A 17,439-nucleotide genomic window follows, 5' to 3' on the forward strand; every position below is an offset into this window, starting at 1 on the left:
CTTTTGGTCTATGGCCCCCGCGAAGGAGCAAGGATGGAATGGCGACAAGAATGAACTTAATGCGCCGATTAACAATGCTAACACAAACCCTGGACTTATACAACCAGTTTGTATCAGACGCCGATGGGCGCGATGTTAGACATTGAATCGGAAGTGCATGACGTCACCGTCCGCCACGATATATTCCTTTCCTTCCAACCGGACTTTCCCCTGTTCCCGTGCCGCATTATAGCTACCGGCACGAATCAGGTCGTCGTACGCGACGACCTCGGCGCGAATGAACCCTCGTTCAAAGTCGCTGTGGATCACGCCGGCCGCCTGTGGCGCCTTCGTGCCCTCGCGTATCGTCCACGCCCGAACCTCCGGCTCGCCAGCCGTAAAGTACGTCCTCAAGCCAAGGAGGTCGTACGCGCCGCGGATGAGCTTGTCCAGACCCGCTTCCGCAAGGCCCAAGTCGGACAGGAAGGCGTCTCTGTCCTCTCCCTCAAGCTCCGCGATTTCCGCCTCGAGCTGCGCAGACACGACGACGACTTGAGCATGTTCGCTCGCAGCGCGCTGACGAACGGCCTCCACATGCGGATTGTCGCTGCTGTCCGCAGCTTCATCTTCGCCTACGTTCGCGACGTAGAGAATCGGCTTCGTCGTCAACAGGTGCAAGTCGCGCAGAATCGCGGCCTCGTCGTCAGACAGCTCGACCGACCGACCTGGCTGACCGGCCTCCAGCGCCTGGACCATCCGCTCGAGTGCATCTGCCTCGACCTTGAACTTCTTATCCCCGCTCTTCATGTTCTTCTTGGCTCTGTCCAGGCGTTTCTGGGCAGTTTCGAGGTCGGCCAAGATCAGTTCGATCTCGATGGTCTCGATGTCGCGAAGCGGGTCCACTGAACCAGAGACGTGTGTGATGTCGCCACTTTCGAAACAGCGCACCACGTGGACGATGGCATCGACCTCGCGAATGTGCCCGAGAAACCGGTTGCCAAGCCCTTCACCTTGGCTCGCGCCCTTGACCAGCCCTGCGATGTCGACGAACTCAAACGCCGTCGGCACAATTCGCTTTGGATGGATGATGTTCGCCAGTCCCTGAAGCCTCACGTCCGGCACCTCGACGACCCCTACGTTTGGGTCAATCGTACAAAAAGGATAGTTGGCAGCTTCTGCCCCAGCCTTCGTAATGGCATTAAACAACGTCGACTTGCCAACATTCGGTAAACCTACAATTCCAGCCTGTAATGGCATCATGACACCTCGCTATGCACCTTGCACAATAAGTATAGATGGGACATTCGGTCCCTGACAATGCAACTTTGTACGCCCAAAAAGCGTATAGTATATTGTAGGCGTCCAAATTTCATCGACACGCGCCAATTTCTCTCAGTGATTGCCTATTGCGTTGGATATATTTACGCTTTAAAGGAATACTACGACAGACAAGGAGGTGACTCTCATGCTGCGGAGATTGCTCCGTCGCCTCAAAATGCGCAAACTCAGCCCGAAAGCCCTCGCGATTCACCCGGAAGAGGTGCGAAGCTGTGTAAAGACCAGCTCTAATTGCCAGGCATCTTAAGAACTTCCTACTTTCTCATAGAGCGCAGAGCCCGTTTTGCGACGGGCTCTTTTTGTAGTTTCTCAGGCGCCAGCGCGCTCCACGAGCTCGACGCTGCACGCACAATCGTACTGTGTGGTCTGCTGGCCAAAGTCCGCCGGATCGACATCGGTGAAATCATTGATAGACACACCTTGTCCGGACCACCCAGATTCCATCTGGACCGTGTACGGATGCCCTTCTTCCCGCACTTTGGCCACGCCGATCAGACTCGCCTTGTCATTGTACACGCGAACGCGATCGCCCGCTTGGATGCCACGCGCATCGGCGATGCGACGCGACACCTCGACCGTCGGGTACTCGGCGGCCGGCGCCATTTGCTGCCGCTGTGAATTCTCGTGCTTGCGCGGATGCGTGGTCAACAACGTGTACTTGTGCTCGCCGAAGCCGTGGGCGCGCCGCGGCGGCAGATAGGTCGCGACACTGGAATGGCCCTCTGAACGCGCGGTATCCGACGCAAACTCGAACTTCCCGCTAGGCGTCAAGAAGACGCCGTCCGAGAACGGAACCTCTTCCACTGGCAGGCGAACAAAGCCTTCTTCCCGCAGTTGTTCAAGCGTTACCCCGTGCTGGAAGAGAGGGCGAAGCGCCGTATTCAACCACGCCGCCACCGTCCCCGCCATCCGCTCGCCAATGCCAAGCTCCTCTGCCAACTCGGCGAAAATCCGCCACTCCGGCTTCGCATCACCTTTCGGTGGAACCACTGGATGGATGTACGACATATACGGGTGCCACATCGTGGTGAACGTGACATCCTCTTCCTCCAACACGCTGGTACAGGGCAACACGTAGTCGGCCGCTTTGGCCGTCTCCGTCATATACATGTCGATCACGACCTTACACCCAATCCCTGCATATGCCTTCCGCAAGGACGCGGAATCCGGCACCTGCGTGAGTGGGTTGGTACGCGTGACGAACAGGACTTGGATGGGCGGGTCTGATTGCATGATCTCGAGTGCCTGGTTGCCGCGCACGAACTCACGCACGTCAGCTCCGCTCCGGCCCGTCAGGGCATCCTCGTCGATAAATGCCGACATTCCGCGTTGTGCATAGTTCACGCCACCGCCGGGAACCCCGACGTGGCCCGTCGCGGCAGCCAGTGCGTCAATCGCGCGAATGGCATTGCCACCCCCCGCGTACCGCTGCATGCCAATGCCCAGCAGCGTGGTGACCGGCCCCAATCGGCCGTAGAAATCGGCGAGCGATTGTATCTGGTCGACAGGCACATTTGTTTCACGTGAAACACGCTCGGGGTCGTATTGCTCGAGGTGCTCGGACAGCAACGCCCAGCCCACAGAGCGATGCTCGACAAACGCGTTGTCGAGGGTTCCCTGGTCGCGACAAATACGCAGAACCCCTAACGCGAGCAGGGCATCCGTCCCCGGTCTGGGGTACACGCACAGATCAGCGCGCCGCGCCACGTCTGTCGCCAGCGGGTTCACGACGGCCAGCTTGGCGCCCCGCGCTTGAGCCTCTTTGATGAATGGCATCATATGCACGTTGGTCGTCGCTACATTGCGCCCCCATACGACAATGCCCTGACTGTTGCGAACCATGTCGTCAGGCGCGTGGCTGCGGGCTTGCCCAAAGTCGTATCGCTGGGCTTCAAGCCCAGCTTCCCAACAAAGGCTGCCGACTGTTTCGGTACATCCGCCTAATTGATAGAAAAAACGTTGGTTCAAACTTTTGAGTAGCGCCCCAGAACCCCAATCGAACGCGTGAAGAATCGCGTGGTGTCCATACCTGGTCAATGCGTTGCGAATTTCGCTTCCAATCTCCCGATACGCCTGCGCCCACGATATTTGGACCCACTCTCCGCCCTCCCTTTTCATCGGATAGAGGATTCTGTCCTCTCCGTCGCGTCTCGCTCCTAGCCGGCGGCCGCGGTTACATAGCGCCCCCCGCGTGATAGGGTGATTTGGGTTCCCTTCGAGACGCAGTCGTCCATTTTGTTCAACGGTCGCGTGGATGCTGCATCCGTCATAGCAATCAAGTGGACAAGCCGTTTTGATGGTCAAAATCTTCCCTTCCCTCATGCGCCACTAAAACCTTGCGAACCAACCGGTCAAACCGCGCACGTGGAATCAAGACGCTGTGTCCGCACTTCTGGCACTTGATCCGAATATCCATCCCCAGCCGGATCACCTCCCAGGCGTTCTCACCGCACGCGTGTGGCTTTTTCATTCGAACAATATCGTGCATCCCATACTCAACCGGCATGATGATTGCCCCCGTTTAATGCACTGACGTCGCCTTTCAAGACCACCGTTCGATGTGCAAACGGTATTTCGATCCCGGCCTCGTCAAACGCTTCTTTTATACGTTGTTGCGCCTTGCGCTGAATCCCCGCCTGCTTGGTCGGCGCACATACAGCCGTCGCGCGAATGAGGACGTCCGATTCCCGCAATTCCTGAACTCCGGACATGGACACGTCCCCGACGATGTCCGCTTCCTCACGCTTTAACCTCGCCAACACGTCCTCAATGATCTTCATCGCTTGACCGAGGTTCGCACCATACGCGATGCCTACTTCGATCACAGCCAGTGAATTGGTGCGGGAGTAGTTCGTCACCGTCGCAATCTGGCCGTTCGGGATGATTTCAATCTCTCCCGTCCACGCTTGAACCCGCGTCAGTCGAACGCCAATCGACATCACCGTCCCAGTGAAGCCGTTGATTTGCACTGTATCTCCCACACCGTACTGGTCTTCAAATAGAATGAATAGGCCCGTGATTAAGTCCTTGATCAAACCTTGTGCACCAAATCCTACAGCCAGACCGACCACGCCTGCCCCCGCGAGCAACGTGGCGATATTCAGATGGAAAACTGCCAGCGATTCAACGATGAACAAAAAGAATACCGTATACCGGATGATGTTTCCGAATAGAGAATCGAGCGTATCTAACCGGCGCTTGTCCATCCGGCTGTGCAGTCTCAATAACCTTCTCGTCAGTTTGAGGGCGAGTCGGATGACAATGCGAGCGATGATATACAGTACGATCACCCGAATCAAATCTACACCCACACCCACTAGCAGACTCTCGACATGCTGGGGATCGACGAGATCGTGCTGAAACTGTTTCCACCAGGATAAACTCTCCTGCACGTATCCCCCTCCTCCAAAGTCATTATGCCCATGATAACATAGCATGTAGACTTGAAAGGAAGGTTAACAACTGCGAAGAGAGCACGAAAAAAATGGATTGGTTGAGTGCCTGAACCACCGAGGCGGACACCGATAACCAAGAGAGGTTCGCGATGAGCCATACACTCGTCCAAGCGAGGACGACGCCACACAATAGCCCGGATAGATTCGCGAGCATCCGGTCTCCCCAGATGACACTCGGCCGACCGTCCCAAAACGCCTCCACAAGGTGTTCAATGACCATGAAGAGCATAAAAATCGCCCACGTCATGAGAACCGTGAACATTCCCTGTAAGACGTGCAACGCAATCCAGTGCGCATCCCCATGCACCCCTACCGCTGTCGGGACAGGTGGAACGACGTCGCCAACTGCACCGACAGGGCGAGTAGCTTCTTGCATCCGGTCGGTCAACCACATAAACGTGTTGCCCGTCTCCATAAACCGCCTTGCAAACCAGGGCGATACATGCGTCGCAACGAACACCGACGTAAACATCGCACCTACATATAATAGTGCCCGTTCCGCACTCCGGTTCCTGACCCACAACCAAACCCAAAACACTTCTCCTATCAATAATACATCGACCAATGACCGTTCCCCTTTTCTTCTTCAACCCTAGGACAGGTATAGTTGATGCTACGCGAACGTATACTGGGAATATTCCGTTGTAGGGGGATTCCCGTTGAAAAATAGCCAGACAGACTTCACGGAAGTGCCAGCGGGAGGCGTCATTGGACGAGTTGCGTTTGACGAACAAGACGCTGCTCGACAGCTTGAGGAGTTTTTGGACCACGGCCTAACGCTATGCCGACAATCTCAGATTTTAGTTGTTTGTGTGGGGACAGATCGGTCAACTGGGGATGCATTCGGTCCGATCATCGGATCGCGGATGAAAGCGTTGGCGCGCATCCCGGGCGTAGACGTGCTCGGTACGTTGGACGAGCCGGTGCACGCCGTGAACCTCGGATACACCTTAGAGCGGATCCAGGAGAGATATAAAGAAGCGCCATTTATCATCGCCATGGATGCGTGCCTTGGGAAGTTTGATCACGTCGGTCACATCACCGTGGAAAAAGGGCCGTTGCGACCCGGTGCAGGCGTGAAAAAAAGTTTGCCCGAGTTTGGGGATTTAACCGTGACGGGAATCGTCAACGTCAGTGGGTTTATGGAGTACTTTGTATTGCAAAACACACGTCTCGGCATCGTCATGAAGATGTGTGACACCGTGGTACAGTCGCTGTACAACAGCTTGCAGAAGCATCAAATCACCCAGGCAATGCGGCTTGGTGTGTAACCGCGAAGCCGCATCATCCTGCGCAAAAACAAAGCGGAGACGAGGTCTCCGCTTACGAACTCTTCACTTCAACACGGACCGGTGATTCACCGTGCATGACCGAATGGATGACCTTTTGCTCCTCAGATGTGAGCAGGTAATCTGAATCACCGCGATGGACCGGCTTTCCGTATGTCACAGAGTCATCTCGGCCGTAGATGGATGTCAAGACCACACCATCGCCCGTATCGTCCAGAAACGCAACCGAGTAACTCAAGTCACTGCCCACTTCCGCAAACGCGTTATACCGTTGCATGACGGGAGTAGAGACCTTATGTTGCAGGGCTTCGTGCATTTGTGACAAGGCCGTTTCCACATCAGACATCTGCATTTGAATCGACTTCACCGCTTGCTTCGTGCTCGCGAAGACGTCCTCTAGATCTGACGTGGAGCTAATATCCTTCCACTGTAGCAGGCGCCGCTTCATGCGCCGACTCGACGCAACTGCACTGATGGCAAGAATCAGGCAAATGATGGACAGGACTCCTGCGCCTAAGGCTATGTACAACAAATACGGCTGTAACAACTGCAAAAACATTGCGTCACTTCGTCCCTTCCTGCAACAATCCTCGTACCTAGTATAGCGTGAAAAGCAATCCTCACATCAGCCAAATATTACTTTTCGAAATGTGTTCATGAAAGCGCATGAAACGCGTGAAGCACGTGCGGAGAACACACTTTTAAGACAGGGGCAAAGGCAATCGCCGGCAGGAGGTTAGCAACCGCGATTTTCTTGAACCCATACATGTTAAATCCAATTCCGATAATCAGTAATCCACCGGTTGCGGTGATACAGGCGATGACATCCGGTGCGTTGAGAACGTTTCCGGCCAGGTGCGAAATCAACGCGATTGCACCTTGGTACAAAAACACCGGAATCGCAGATAGTCCCACTCCAAAACCGAGCGTTGTCGAGAACACGATAGAGGAGAACATATCTAACACAGACTTGGCAAACAGCGTCCGATGCGAGCCGCTGAGTCCGTCCTGAATGGAGCCCACAATGGCCATCGAGCCGACACAAAACAGCAAGGTTCCGGAGACAAAGCCTTCAGCAATTGGACCTTTATAGAGTTTTTGTACATGGACCTCCATCCAGTGGCCGAATCGTAAAAGCGCATTGTCAATGTTGATCCATTCGCCGACGACGGCGCCAAGCACCACACTCACGATGATGATCAGGTCATCAGAGCTATCTCCAAGCGCCATGCTTAAACCGATGAGCATCACGCAAAGCGATAGACCCTTCATGACCGTATCCTTCATACGGTCTGGGATACGTGGAAACGCTAGTCCAATGAGGGAACCCACCAAAATGGACAGCGCGTCCACAATCGTCCCCAACAGGAACATCGATTACACCGCCTATTGCGTACGAGACAACATGAGGTGCATGATGCGCTCTAAGTCGTCCTCTGAGAAGTATTCAATTTCAATTTTACCGCGCTTTTTCCCGTGCTGAATGCGCACGGCGGTTCCTAGGTACTGTTGGACCTGCTCTTCATATCGTCGATAGGCCATAGGGAGAACCTGCTTTTGTGTTTCACGTGAAACTTGTTTCTTGGGCTCGTAAATCACGGTCTCCAATTTACGAACGCTCCATTCCTCTTCCACCGTCTGGTTCGCCAACAAAATTTGCCGTTCCTTGTCCTCGACGGATAAAAGTGCTCGCGCATGGCCCATACTGAGGTTGCCTCGCGATACCATGTCACGAATGGCCACAGGTAAATTCAAAAGCCGCAGCATATTGGCGATATGGCTTCGACTTTGCCCAACGCGCTGAGCCAACTCGTCCTGTGTCAGTTCACACTTGTCGATCAAGTTTGCATACGCATCGGCGATTTCAATCGGATTTAGGTCTTCACGTTGAAGGTTCTCAATGAGGGCAATCTCCATGAGCAGAACATCGGAGAGTTCGCGGACGACAGCCGGGACCACTTGGAGTCCAGCGAGTTTCGCCGCTCGAAAACGCCGTTCGCCCGCAACGATATCAAAACCACGCACTTCACTTTTTCGGACGATAAGGGGCTGAATGATCCCGTGTTCGAGAATCGACCGGGACAACTCGTGAAGCTTTTCCTCATTAAACTCTCGGCGAGGTTGATACGGGTTGGGCCGCAAGTCTCGTACGTCGACAGAGACTACGTGATCATGATCCGAAACGTTTAACTGTGGAATGAGCGCATCCAGCCCTCGTCCAAGACCACGTTTACTCAATTCCAATCACTTCCTTGGCTAATTCCATATAAGACTCAGCGCCTCGGGACTTCGGGTCATAATGAATGATCGGGCGACCATGACTTGGTGCCTCACTCAACCGAACATTACGCGGAATAATCGTACGGTACACCTTGTCTCCAAAAAACTTCTTGACGTCTTCGATGACCTGCAGGCCTAAATTGGTGCGGGCGTCCAGCATCGTCAACACGACACCCTCGACTTCCAACGAGGTATTCAAATGCTTTTGAACAAGGCGAATGGTGTTTAGCAATTGACTCAACCCCTCCAGCGCATAGTACTCGCATTGGATTGGGATGAGCACAGAGTCTGCTGCTGTCAGCGCATTGACCGTCAAAAGGCCGAGGGAAGGCGGGCAGTCGATCACGATGAAATCGTATTGCGAACGCATCGTCTGAACGGCTCGACGCAGGCGCACTTCCCGCAAAATCGTCGGAACCAACTCGATTTCCGCACCCGCCAACTGAATTGTCGCGGGCAACAAAGATAGATTTTCGAGACCTGACGGCATCACCGCTTCGGTCATAGACACATCATTAATGATTACGTCGTATACGCAATACTTCACGTCGGCTTTATTGATGCCTACCCCTGAAGTCGTATTGCCCTGAGGATCAATATCGATGAGCAACACGCGTTTATTCAAAGTGGCTAAACACGCGCCGAGGTTGACCGCTGTGGTTGTCTTGCCGACGCCACCTTTTTGATTTGCGATGGCGATAACTCGGGCGTTGGACACAAACAGTCCTCCTTCTTTCATAGAACAGTACGTCCGAAGTGACTATTTCTCATTCTACTGCAAAATGGACTAGATGTGGCGACGAAAATGTACAGGTATTCGACTATCCGAACAAATTTGGCAAAGCAAAACAGCGACCCCAGGGGCCGCTGTTGGATCTCACGAGCATTACTCCGCTTGGGAAACGGGCGTACTTTTGAGTTTTGGCACGCGAATCGTAAACTGATAATACTCTTCCTCGTCCGCTTCCTCATAGTCTACAGTGAGCCCATTGCTTTCAATCATCTCAAGCGATTGTCGGATGGTGTTGACGGCTAGTCGGACGTCTTTGCTCAATCCGCGCCGGCGAGGACGCCCTCGTTTTTGCCCCTCTTGCTGTAACCCAGCAAGTTTCGCCTTCACACGCTCTTCCATCTGCTTGACATTCCAACCTTTGTCAACGCATTCTTGAAGCAGCTCTATTTGCATGTCTTCGGAGGGAATCGCGAGCAATGCGCGCGCGTGCCGCTCCGTTATCGTCTTCGTCAAGAGGGAGGCCTGCACGGCTTCCGGCAGGTTCAACAACCTGAGTTTGTTGGCAATCGTAGACTGCCCCTTGCCCAAGCGCTGCGCGAGGCTCTCCTGCGTCAATCCGTGCAACTCCAATAATTGCTGATAGGCAACGGCTTCCTCAATAGGAGTGAGCCCTTCGCGCTGAAGATTTTCAATGAGTGCCGCGGAAGCGGTCTGAGCGTCATTCATCTCTCGTACAATCGCAGGAATACTTGTCCAACCCAGATGACGAACCGCACGAAGACGTCGTTCACCAGCTATCAGCTCATACGCGTTGTCCTTTTTGCGGACGACAATCGGCTGGATCACTCCGTGCGTATGAATGGTTTTCGCCAGTTCTTCAATCGCTTCTTGGTTAAAAATCGTTCGTGGTTGATATGGGTTCGATACAATGTCACCTACAGGGATGTCCACAACTTGTGTGTTCGCGTTCCCCGAATCGCGAAGATTAATAAATCGTCCCCACGCTTCTTTCATTCTTACCCCTCAATTCTCCACAGAACAAACAATATCTCGACACTGTTCTCTGGTTTTCACCACGAAAGGCCCAATTTCCTTCAGGTCGACAAACGTTATCAAGAAATTACAAGATTGTCTGTTCATCGACACGGTACGACAAGCGCCGGAAATTCACAAGGGTTTCCGTTGTGGAATACCCGCTTTGCGCGGATACGTGTTCGAGATTGGCGTGATCTGCTCAAATGCCACAATGGTCCGGGCGCCCATCTCAAGTGGTAGCGTATACGTCATCGGTTCCTTGAGTCGAGCTCCCAGCCGTTTGGCGGCCCGCAGTCCGTCCACGCGCTCGTCGTCAAACCCAGGGCCTTTGTACGAGAACCCGACACCGCCCACGCGTAGGAATGGACACATCAATTCCATCAAGATATTCAAGCGAGCCACCGCGCGCGACACGACTGCGTCGAACTGTTTGCGATAATCCACGTCCCGCGCCAAGTCCTCTGACCTCGCGTGGATGACGCGCACGTTCGAAAGGCCGAGTTCATCCACAACCGCCTGTAGAAAGCCCACTCGCTTCTGGAGGGCATCGTTCAGTACAAACTCGATGTCCTCCTCCACAATCGCGAGCGGAATGCCAGGAAATCCAGCGCCGGTCCCGACATCCATAACCCGAAGCCCCGGACGGGCCATCTTGTTCCACTCCGGGACCATCAGCACCGCCAAACTATCATAAAAGTGCTTCACATACACTTCTGGCTCATCCGTGATGGCCGTCAAGTTCATGCGCTCGTTCCATTCGAGAAGGAGTCGTCGATAAGCGTCGAGCTTCTTCAACTGCGCGTCGGTTAATGGCTTTGGCCATGGAATATCAAGCATTAGCAGCCTTTCCTCGCCAAGCCTCGAGGTAGACAAGCAGAATCGAGATGTCTGAAGGTGTTACACCAGACACACGCGATGCTTGCCCAACCGTCCTTGGGCGAATCTTCGTCAATTTTTCTTTTGCCTCCGTCGCGAGGCCAGCGATGCCATAGAAGTCCACGTCAGCCGGAATGACCTTGTGCTCCAGACGCTTCTGCCGCTCAATGACTTGTTCCTGCTTTTGAATGTAACCTGCGTACTTCGTCTGGATCTCCACCTGCTCCACAACTTCAGGTGCAAGCTCTACACCGCCTGTCGGATCCAGTGCCTTGACGTGTTCATACGTCAGCTCCGGACGACGGAGCAGTTGCTCCAACGTCACCCCGTCCTCCACCGGCTTCGAGCCGTATTGCTCCAACTGCGGGTTCGCGGTGCCAGGCTTGACGCGCGTGCGGCGAAGGCGCTCCAATTCGACCTCTATCCCGGCGCGCTTTTTCATCATCCGATCATACGACGCCTCTTTGAGCAGCCCAATCTCGTGCCCGATTTCCATCAGCCGAAGATCAGCGTTGTCGTGGCGCAGGAGGAGACGATATTCCGCGCGGGACGTGAGCAGCCGATACGGTTCATTGGTGCCTTTTGTGACGAGATCGTCAATCATGACTGCGATGTACGCATCCGATCTCGACAGAACCACCGGTTCTTCACCCCGAACTTTACGCGCCGCGTTGATTCCCGCCATAATGCCCTGGCCTGCAGCTTCCTCATATCCGGATGTTCCGTTGATTTGACCAGCTGTAAACAAGCCTTCTACTCGCTTCGACTCGAGACTTGGCCAAAGTTGCGTCGGAACGAGCGCATCGTACTCAATGGCGTAACCCGGGCGCAGCATCTCGGCCTGTTCCAGACCGGGAATCGTCCGCAACAAGGCCAGCTGCACGTCCTCTGGAAGGCTCGTCGAGAGCCCCTGCACGTACCATTCGGCCGTATTCGGGCCTTCTGGCTCCAAGAAGACCTGATGATTTGGGCGGTCGCGGAAACGAACGACCTTGTCTTCGATGGAAGGGCAATACCTTGGACCCGTCCCTTTGATTTCCCCGGAAAACATCGGTGCCCGATCGAGGTTCTCCAAGATGATGGAGTGCCCGTCCTCCGTCGTCGAAGTGAGCCAACACGGGACTTGGTCGCGCGGTTGCGTGTCGGGATCGAACGAGAAGTGCTTCGGTACTGGGTCCCCCGGCTGCGCAATGAGCTTTTCAAAATTGATGGTGTTACGGTTGACCCGCGGTGGCGTCCCCGTCTTAAACCTCACGAGTTGGAACCCGAGGTCGAGCAGGCTCTCCGACAGCTTTACGGCGGGCATCTGCCCGTTTGGCCCACCCTCGTAGGAGACATCGCCAATGAAAATACGCCCGCGCAAGTAGGTACCGGTCGTCAACACGACCGCCTTCGCGTGGTATTCCTGGCGACTCTTCGTGACAACGCCAGTCACCCGACCGTTCTCTGTCAGCAATTCATCGACCATCGCCTGTTTCAAATGCAAATTCCGCTCGGCCTCGAGTGTCCACTTCATATTGAGTGCGTAGTACGCCTTGTCTGCCTGCGCGCGCAGAGCCTGTACAGCCGGCCCTTTGCCTGTGTTCAACATGCGCATCTGAATGTATGTGGCATCGGTATTTCGCGCCATCTGACCGCCCAAGGCGTCGATTTCGCGAACGACGATCCCCTTGGCGGGGCCACCGATGGACGGATTACAAGGCATATAGGCAATCGTGTCTAAGTTGATGGTCAACATGAGCGTCTTACAGCCCATCCGCGCGGATGCCAGTGCGGCTTCACAGCCTGCGTGGCCCGCTCCAATGACGATGACGTCGTAATCGCCAGCAAAAAAATTCACGATGTTCACCTCACCGTTCTCTACTCAAATCCGTATTCACAATTCAGGGCCCAACCGGGCCTCTTGATGATCTATTTACCAAGGCAGAACCGAGAAAAAATCTCATCCAGGAGATCTTCGCCCGTCTCTTCACCTATCACGAGTCCTAGCTCTTCATACGTGGATTGCAGATGGACCGCAATCAAGTCTAGTGTAGCACCTGCTTGCGCTGCGTCTATAGCCAACTGTAAATCTGATCTTGCCACTTCGAGCAAATTCTTCTGGCGGACATTGGTCATGTACGTCGTATCGCGCTCGACCGACAGCTCACCCTGTACGATTTGCGCCAACTTCGACTCCAGTTGCTCGATATGTCGGTGCTCCCTGGCGGAAATTTTGATCACGGCGGCGGCATCGACCTGATCGACAGACGCTTCCAGTTTCGCATCTATCCCCGCATCCATTTTATTGACCACAATCACGCGCTTTAAGCCTTCGGTGTCCTTTAAAATATCCTCATCCTCCGGCGTGAGCGGCACGGTTCCGTCGAGCACCACCAGCACCAACTCCGCCTCGCGAATGGATTGGCGCGACTTATCCACACCAATTCGCTCGACGACGTCGGAGGTCTCCCGAATCCCAGCCGTATCGATGAGCTTGAGCGGAATCCCACGCACGTTGACATACTCCTCAAGCACATCGCGCGTCGTCCCAGGAATATCTGTGACAATGGCCCTATCCCGGCGCAACAAGGCGTTCAACAGCGACGATTTGCCCACGTTTGGTCGGCCGACGATAGCCGTTGCGACGCCGTCGCGCAAAATTCGACCCATCTCGGCACCTTCCAACAACGCGTCGATGCCAGCCATCAACTTCGCTCCGACATCCAGTACCTGCTGACATGCCACCGATTCGACGTCGTGCTCCGGGTAATCAATGGTCACCTCGACGTGTGCCTGCAGCTCGATGAGGGTTCTCCGAAGCGACCGAATCTCCTCGCTAAATCGCCCCTGAACCTGCTGCAATGCCACGCGTCCCGCAAAATCCGTCTTTGCCCGAATCAGGTCAATGACGGCTTCGGCCTGAGACAAGTCGATGCGCCCATTCAAAAACGCCCGTTTCGTAAATTCACCTGGCTCAGCCAATCTCGCCCCGGCGGCAAGCGTCGCCTCGAGTACCGTCTGCACCAGTTGAATCCCGCCATGAACCTGAAGTTCAACCACATCTTCCGCCGTGTAACTACGGGGTCCTGGCATCCACAGCACAATGCCCTCATCGATGACGACATCCGTCGTCGGGTGCACAATTTTCCCGTACAGCACTCGCCGCGGGCCTTCAAACACCACTTTTTGTCCACCTGGCGTACGCACCATGCGACTTGCAACCGACTTCGCATCGGGGCCGCTGATGCGCACGACACTGATACTCGCTTCCCCGAGGGCCGTGGCAATGGCTGCAATCGTCTCTAGGTTCATCCAATCCGCCTCCTCTCTGAACAAAAAAGACACCCTCCTCGAACAGAGAAGGGCTTTCCTATAGAGATGACGACCTCATCTGACGTCGACGGTCACGCACCCATCACACGCCGTGTCGTCTACGACTTGTAAGAGTTTCGCTTCGGCGCGATCCTCACTTTGCGATACGGCTCCTCACCTTCACTCAGAGTGGTCACGTCCGATCTCGTCTGTAGATACGTGTGTACCCATTTCCTGTCCGCCGGCGACATCGCATCCATCGAAACAGCACGACCGGTTCGAACTGCGCGATCCGCGGCATGATCCGCCGCTCGGCGCAAACTCTCTCTGCGCCGTTTACGGTACTCACCTGCGTCTACCGAAAACTTGACGAACCCGTCATGTTCCCGATTTGCGACGATATTCACGAGGTACTGCAGCGAGTCCAGCGTAGAGCCGTGCCGCCCGATGATAAACGGCAATACTTCCTCATCGCTCTCAATGTTCACAAGGTACTCGGCGTCCGTCTCGGCGTCCCTAGTCAAGGACACCTGACCGGAAACGCCCATGTGCCCCAAAACCGTCTCGACAAAATCCCTCGCATTTTCCAGAGGGCTTTGCGGTACGCTGACTTCCACCTCGGCATCCTTGCCGCCGAGGAATCCAAACAACCCTTTGACAGGCTCGGAAATGACGCGTACCTGCGCCTGAGACCTCGGCACTCCCAGTTTGACGAGCGCCGACGTCACGGCTTCCTCGACACTTCGACCAGTCACCACTAAGCGCTTCATCTGACTTCCCCTTCAGTCGCGATAAAGTCTATTCGTCCCGTGGATGATCAGCTGGCGCATCGCTGTTCGTGTCTACTGGTGTCGTGGTTCCATTCGTCTGGCTCGGCTGATCACCCGTCACTTGCTCCGGTGGCGCCGATTGCCGCGTCGTCTGACCCGAGTTGGCGCTCGACTTGTTTCCATCGGCCTTGCTCTTACTACTTGCCCCGGTCTTTCCAGAACCCGTCTTCGGCTTGCCGGAACCGGTCTTACCCGACGGTTTTCCGTCTGAACGGCGCCCGTCTGCCGTTGTGCTCTTACTCGCCTTCGGGCGAGATTGGGAACCGCCCGCTTTCGATCCGGCGCCGCCCGTGCGCACCGCTGCCACTGGCGCTGCAACGGCAGCCGTCGCCGCATTCCTGCGAGTCATAAACACATATGTTTGAAGTGCCGTGAACAGGTTTGTGTAAATCCAGTACAGAACCAGTCCAGCCGGCAACCGAATGCCGATGATGAAGATGAACACTGGCATGATAAACAATATCGCCCGCTGCTGCGCCGGCTGATTCCTCATCGTGAGCCACGAGGAGAGGAACGTGCTCAACGCCGCGATCACCGGCAAGACGAAGTGCGGATCTTTGTCCCCGAGCTGCCAGATGCCGAGGAATACGTTGTGGTGCAACCCGTAGTTGCCCATAATCGCACCGTAAAGCGCATACAGCACCGGCAACTGGATCAGAGTTGGCAAACATCCAGCGGCCGGGTTGGTTCCCCGCTCTTGGTACAGCTTCATGGTTTCCTGCTGGATTTTCTGGTTATCGCCTTTGTACTTCGAGCGAATTTTTTGCATCTCAGGCTGCAGTTCCATCATGACCTTCTGATAGCGCATCTGCCTGATAAAGAGTGGTAGAATAATCAAGCGCACGATGATGGTCACAATCAAAATCGAAAGACCGTAACTGTCACCCAGATGTTTCGCAAAGAAATCGATGACACCCGAGATGGCCTTGAGGACGGTCCCCCATACGTTATTGGGCCACTGCCCTGGCTTCGATGGATACATTCCGCAACCTGTGAGCGCCATCACAACGAATGCGCTCAACGCGAACGTCCATCTGCGTTTTGTACGCTTTGACTCCAAAACGAATCCCCCTACTTCGGTAACGGAACCTCGTCGACACCGCCTGGGTGCCACGGCCCACATTTCGCTAACCTTTTGACTGTCAACCATCCACCTTTAAAGGCCCCAAACCGCGATATCGACTGCATCGCATACTCCGAACACGTCGGAACAAAACGACAACTGGGGGGTGTAAGTGGAGATATACATTTTCGATAGAAGCGGATAAACGCGAGAAGAATGAACCTCATCCCACTCAGCTCCTCGTCCAAATCATACCACGATTTTGGCTTTCTGCAGGAGTTTCATGACATCGTTCATCAATTCGTGGAAATCGGACTCCGCCGCACCTTTCCGGCAGACAATCACAATGTCGATTGGCTTGTCCGAAAGTTGCGGGATAAGGGTTTGGAAACCTGCGCGCAGCGCACGCTTCACGCGGTTTCGAACTACCGCATTGCCAACCTTCTTACTAATGGAAAACCCCACGCGGAAGGAAGGCAGGCGATTGTCGCAATAATACAATACCAACCGCGCTGTCGCAAACGATTTTCCTCGGCGAAACACGCGCCGGAAATCGCGATTGTCCTTCAATCGGTACGCACTCTGCAAACCATCACCGCCTCCGCGCGTTCTGACTCATATCATCAAAAAAGGCCACGAATCGTGGCCTTATGCTGATAAAACTTTACGTCCCCGGTTACGGCGAGCTGCGAGAACCCGACGACCATTTTTCGTGGCCATACGTTGTCTAAATCCATGGTTCTTTTTGCGTTTCCGTACATTCGGTTGATAGGTCGGTTTCATCAGGACACCTCCCTTGCAGACAGACGCTTCATAGATTACAGGATGAACGCCAGTTTGTCAATTCAACTTTCATTTCTTCTTTCTTCTATAAACAATCCACATGTGGACAACTTTCGGCAAAAAACCGCATTTTTCGTTATCCACAACATTTATCCACAAGTTTAGACACATTTCCACATCGCTAAAACCATGAATTTGGTCGAATTGTGTGTTCTGTGGATAGTTTATTTCGACATTGCTCGACTAGCTGCTTTTCTGGTAATATAGTCGCTGCAATCATCCACAGACCCTGTGACTTTTCACATGTATCCACAAGTTTATCCACACGCTGTGGATAACATTACCCACATCAAGTTAACATGTGAATCACCGTCTTTTTCTATCCACAGCCAGGCGGTGACAACGTTCGCTAATTCGCGCAACGGCGGGCTTTTGACGCTTTACGCGATGTTTTTATGTTTTTTCTTAGGAGGGCCAGCAGTTC

At 54.3% G+C, this 17,439-nt stretch carries 19 protein-coding genes; 1 reads left to right on the forward strand and 18 read right to left on the reverse strand.

Features of this window, described 5'->3' with window-relative positions:
- Nucleotides 1–135: 135 nt before the first annotated feature.
- From ychF to NZD89_RS27730, 5 genes are all read right to left on the reverse strand, one after another.
- Nucleotides 136–1,236 (reverse strand): redox-regulated ATPase YchF, encoded by a 1,101-nt coding sequence (gene ychF, locus NZD89_RS27710; protein WP_268005842.1) that lies wholly within the window; start codon nucleotides 1,234–1,236, stop codon nucleotides 136–138.
- A gap of 390 nt (nucleotides 1,237–1,626) precedes the next feature.
- Nucleotides 1,627–3,621, reverse strand: coding sequence for a molybdopterin-containing oxidoreductase family protein (locus tag NZD89_RS27715; RefSeq protein ID WP_268005843.1), 1,995 nt, complete (start codon nucleotides 3,619–3,621; stop codon nucleotides 1,627–1,629).
- Nucleotides 3,593–3,823 carry a DUF951 domain-containing protein gene (locus tag NZD89_RS27720; RefSeq protein WP_268005844.1) on the reverse strand — a complete coding sequence of 77 codons (231 nt, stop codon included), beginning with the start codon at nucleotides 3,821–3,823 and terminating at the stop codon, nucleotides 3,593–3,595. The genes NZD89_RS27715 and NZD89_RS27720 overlap by 29 nt, the downstream gene beginning before the upstream one ends.
- Nucleotides 3,813–4,709 (reverse strand): mechanosensitive ion channel family protein, encoded by an 897-nt coding sequence (locus NZD89_RS27725; protein ID WP_268005845.1) that lies wholly within the window; start codon nucleotides 4,707–4,709, stop codon nucleotides 3,813–3,815. Before NZD89_RS27725 ends, NZD89_RS27720 begins: the two co-directional genes overlap by 11 nt.
- Before the next feature lie 22 nt (nucleotides 4,710–4,731).
- On the reverse strand, nucleotides 4,732–5,337 hold the full coding sequence (locus NZD89_RS27730; RefSeq protein ID WP_268005846.1) for a hypothetical protein: 606 nt from the start codon (nucleotides 5,335–5,337) through the stop codon (nucleotides 4,732–4,734).
- A 94-nt stretch (nucleotides 5,338–5,431) separates the two neighbouring features.
- Between NZD89_RS27730 and yyaC the strand changes: the two genes are divergently transcribed.
- Nucleotides 5,432–6,043: a spore protease YyaC gene (gene yyaC, locus NZD89_RS27735; RefSeq protein WP_268005847.1), complete on the forward strand. Its 612-nt coding sequence runs from the start codon at nucleotides 5,432–5,434 to the stop codon at nucleotides 6,041–6,043.
- Nucleotides 6,044–6,095: 52 nt separating this feature from the next.
- On the opposite strand, the gene NZD89_RS27740 is transcribed toward yyaC, so the two are convergent.
- The 13 genes from NZD89_RS27740 to rpmH all read right to left on the reverse strand — a co-directional run bounded on the left by NZD89_RS27740 (nucleotide 6,096) and on the right by rpmH (nucleotide 16,955).
- Entirely contained in the window at nucleotides 6,096–6,620 is a 525-nt protein-coding gene (locus NZD89_RS27740; protein WP_268005848.1) for a DUF4446 family protein, read from the reverse strand.
- A 95-nt stretch (nucleotides 6,621–6,715) separates the two neighbouring features.
- Entirely contained in the window at nucleotides 6,716–7,435 is a 720-nt protein-coding gene (locus NZD89_RS27745) for a DUF554 domain-containing protein (RefSeq protein ID WP_268005849.1), read from the reverse strand.
- A 12-nt stretch (nucleotides 7,436–7,447) separates the two neighbouring features.
- On the reverse strand, nucleotides 7,448–8,299 hold the full coding sequence (locus tag NZD89_RS27750) for a ParB/RepB/Spo0J family partition protein (protein WP_268005850.1): 852 nt from the start codon (nucleotides 8,297–8,299) through the stop codon (nucleotides 7,448–7,450).
- The gene (locus NZD89_RS27755; RefSeq protein WP_268005851.1) at nucleotides 8,292–9,059 is read right to left on the reverse strand and encodes a ParA family protein; all 768 of its coding nucleotides are present in this window, start codon (nucleotides 9,057–9,059) and stop codon (nucleotides 8,292–8,294) included. The genes NZD89_RS27750 and NZD89_RS27755 overlap by 8 nt, the downstream gene beginning before the upstream one ends.
- A gap of 168 nt (nucleotides 9,060–9,227) precedes the next feature.
- Nucleotides 9,228–10,088 carry a nucleoid occlusion protein gene (gene noc, locus NZD89_RS27760; RefSeq protein ID WP_268005852.1) on the reverse strand — a complete coding sequence of 287 codons (861 nt, stop codon included), beginning with the start codon at nucleotides 10,086–10,088 and terminating at the stop codon, nucleotides 9,228–9,230.
- Nucleotides 10,089–10,241: 153 nt separating this feature from the next.
- Nucleotides 10,242–10,946 (reverse strand): 16S rRNA (guanine(527)-N(7))-methyltransferase RsmG, encoded by a 705-nt coding sequence (gene rsmG / locus NZD89_RS27765; protein ID WP_268005853.1) that lies wholly within the window; start codon nucleotides 10,944–10,946, stop codon nucleotides 10,242–10,244.
- Entirely contained in the window at nucleotides 10,939–12,825 is a 1,887-nt protein-coding gene (mnmG, locus tag NZD89_RS27770) for a tRNA uridine-5-carboxymethylaminomethyl(34) synthesis enzyme MnmG (RefSeq protein ID WP_268005854.1), read from the reverse strand. The genes rsmG and mnmG overlap by 8 nt, the downstream gene beginning before the upstream one ends.
- 71 nt (nucleotides 12,826–12,896) lie before the next feature.
- A complete protein-coding gene (gene mnmE, locus NZD89_RS27775; protein ID WP_326492897.1) occupies nucleotides 12,897–14,303 on the reverse strand; it encodes a tRNA uridine-5-carboxymethylaminomethyl(34) synthesis GTPase MnmE in 1,407 nt (468 codons plus the stop codon).
- A gap of 95 nt (nucleotides 14,304–14,398) precedes the next feature.
- On the reverse strand, nucleotides 14,399–15,049 hold the full coding sequence (gene jag, locus NZD89_RS27780) for an RNA-binding cell elongation regulator Jag/EloR (protein WP_268005855.1): 651 nt from the start codon (nucleotides 15,047–15,049) through the stop codon (nucleotides 14,399–14,401).
- 28 nt (nucleotides 15,050–15,077) lie between these two features.
- The gene (locus NZD89_RS27785) at nucleotides 15,078–16,169 is read right to left on the reverse strand and encodes a YidC/Oxa1 family membrane protein insertase (protein ID WP_268005856.1); all 1,092 of its coding nucleotides are present in this window, start codon (nucleotides 16,167–16,169) and stop codon (nucleotides 15,078–15,080) included.
- 11 nt (nucleotides 16,170–16,180) lie between these two features.
- Nucleotides 16,181–16,399 carry a membrane protein insertion efficiency factor YidD gene (gene yidD / locus NZD89_RS27790; RefSeq protein ID WP_268005857.1) on the reverse strand — a complete coding sequence of 73 codons (219 nt, stop codon included), beginning with the start codon at nucleotides 16,397–16,399 and terminating at the stop codon, nucleotides 16,181–16,183.
- Between the two features lie 22 nt (nucleotides 16,400–16,421).
- On the reverse strand, nucleotides 16,422–16,760 hold the full coding sequence (gene rnpA / locus NZD89_RS27795) for a ribonuclease P protein component (RefSeq protein ID WP_268005858.1): 339 nt from the start codon (nucleotides 16,758–16,760) through the stop codon (nucleotides 16,422–16,424).
- Nucleotides 16,761–16,820: 60 nt separating this feature from the next.
- On the reverse strand, nucleotides 16,821–16,955 hold the full coding sequence (rpmH, locus tag NZD89_RS27800; RefSeq protein WP_268005859.1) for a 50S ribosomal protein L34: 135 nt from the start codon (nucleotides 16,953–16,955) through the stop codon (nucleotides 16,821–16,823).
- Nucleotides 16,956–17,439: the final 484 nt, after the last annotated feature.

This window comes from Alicyclobacillus fastidiosus, from assembly GCF_026651875.1.
Lineage (GTDB): Bacteria > Bacillota > Bacilli > Alicyclobacillales > Alicyclobacillaceae > Alicyclobacillus > Alicyclobacillus fastidiosus.

Bases quoted from the DNA above. Each gene is read 5' to 3' on its own strand.
- rsmG (WP_268005853.1), bottom strand. From the start codon at position 10,946: ATGCTTGATATTCCATGGCCAAAGCCATTAACCGACGCGCAGTTGAAG.
- noc (WP_268005852.1), bottom strand. From the start codon at position 10,088: ATGAAAGAAGCGTGGGGACGATTTATTAATCTTCGCGATTCGGGGAAC.
- yidD (WP_268005857.1), bottom strand. From the start codon at position 16,399: ATGAGGTTCATTCTTCTCGCGTTTATCCGCTTCTATCGAAAATGTATA.
- NZD89_RS27745 (WP_268005849.1), bottom strand. From the start codon at position 7,435: ATGTTCCTGTTGGGGACGATTGTGGACGCGCTGTCCATTTTGGTGGGT.
- ychF (WP_268005842.1), bottom strand. From the start codon at position 1,236: ATGCCATTACAGGCTGGAATTGTAGGTTTACCGAATGTTGGCAAGTCG.
- rpmH (WP_268005859.1), bottom strand. From the start codon at position 16,955: ATGAAACCGACCTATCAACCGAATGTACGGAAACGCAAAAAGAACCAT.
- NZD89_RS27720 (WP_268005844.1), bottom strand. From the start codon at position 3,823: ATGCCGGTTGAGTATGGGATGCACGATATTGTTCGAATGAAAAAGCCA.
- jag (WP_268005855.1), bottom strand. From the start codon at position 15,049: ATGAAGCGCTTAGTGGTGACTGGTCGAAGTGTCGAGGAAGCCGTGACG.
- NZD89_RS27740 (WP_268005848.1), bottom strand. From the start codon at position 6,620: ATGTTTTTGCAGTTGTTACAGCCGTATTTGTTGTACATAGCCTTAGGC.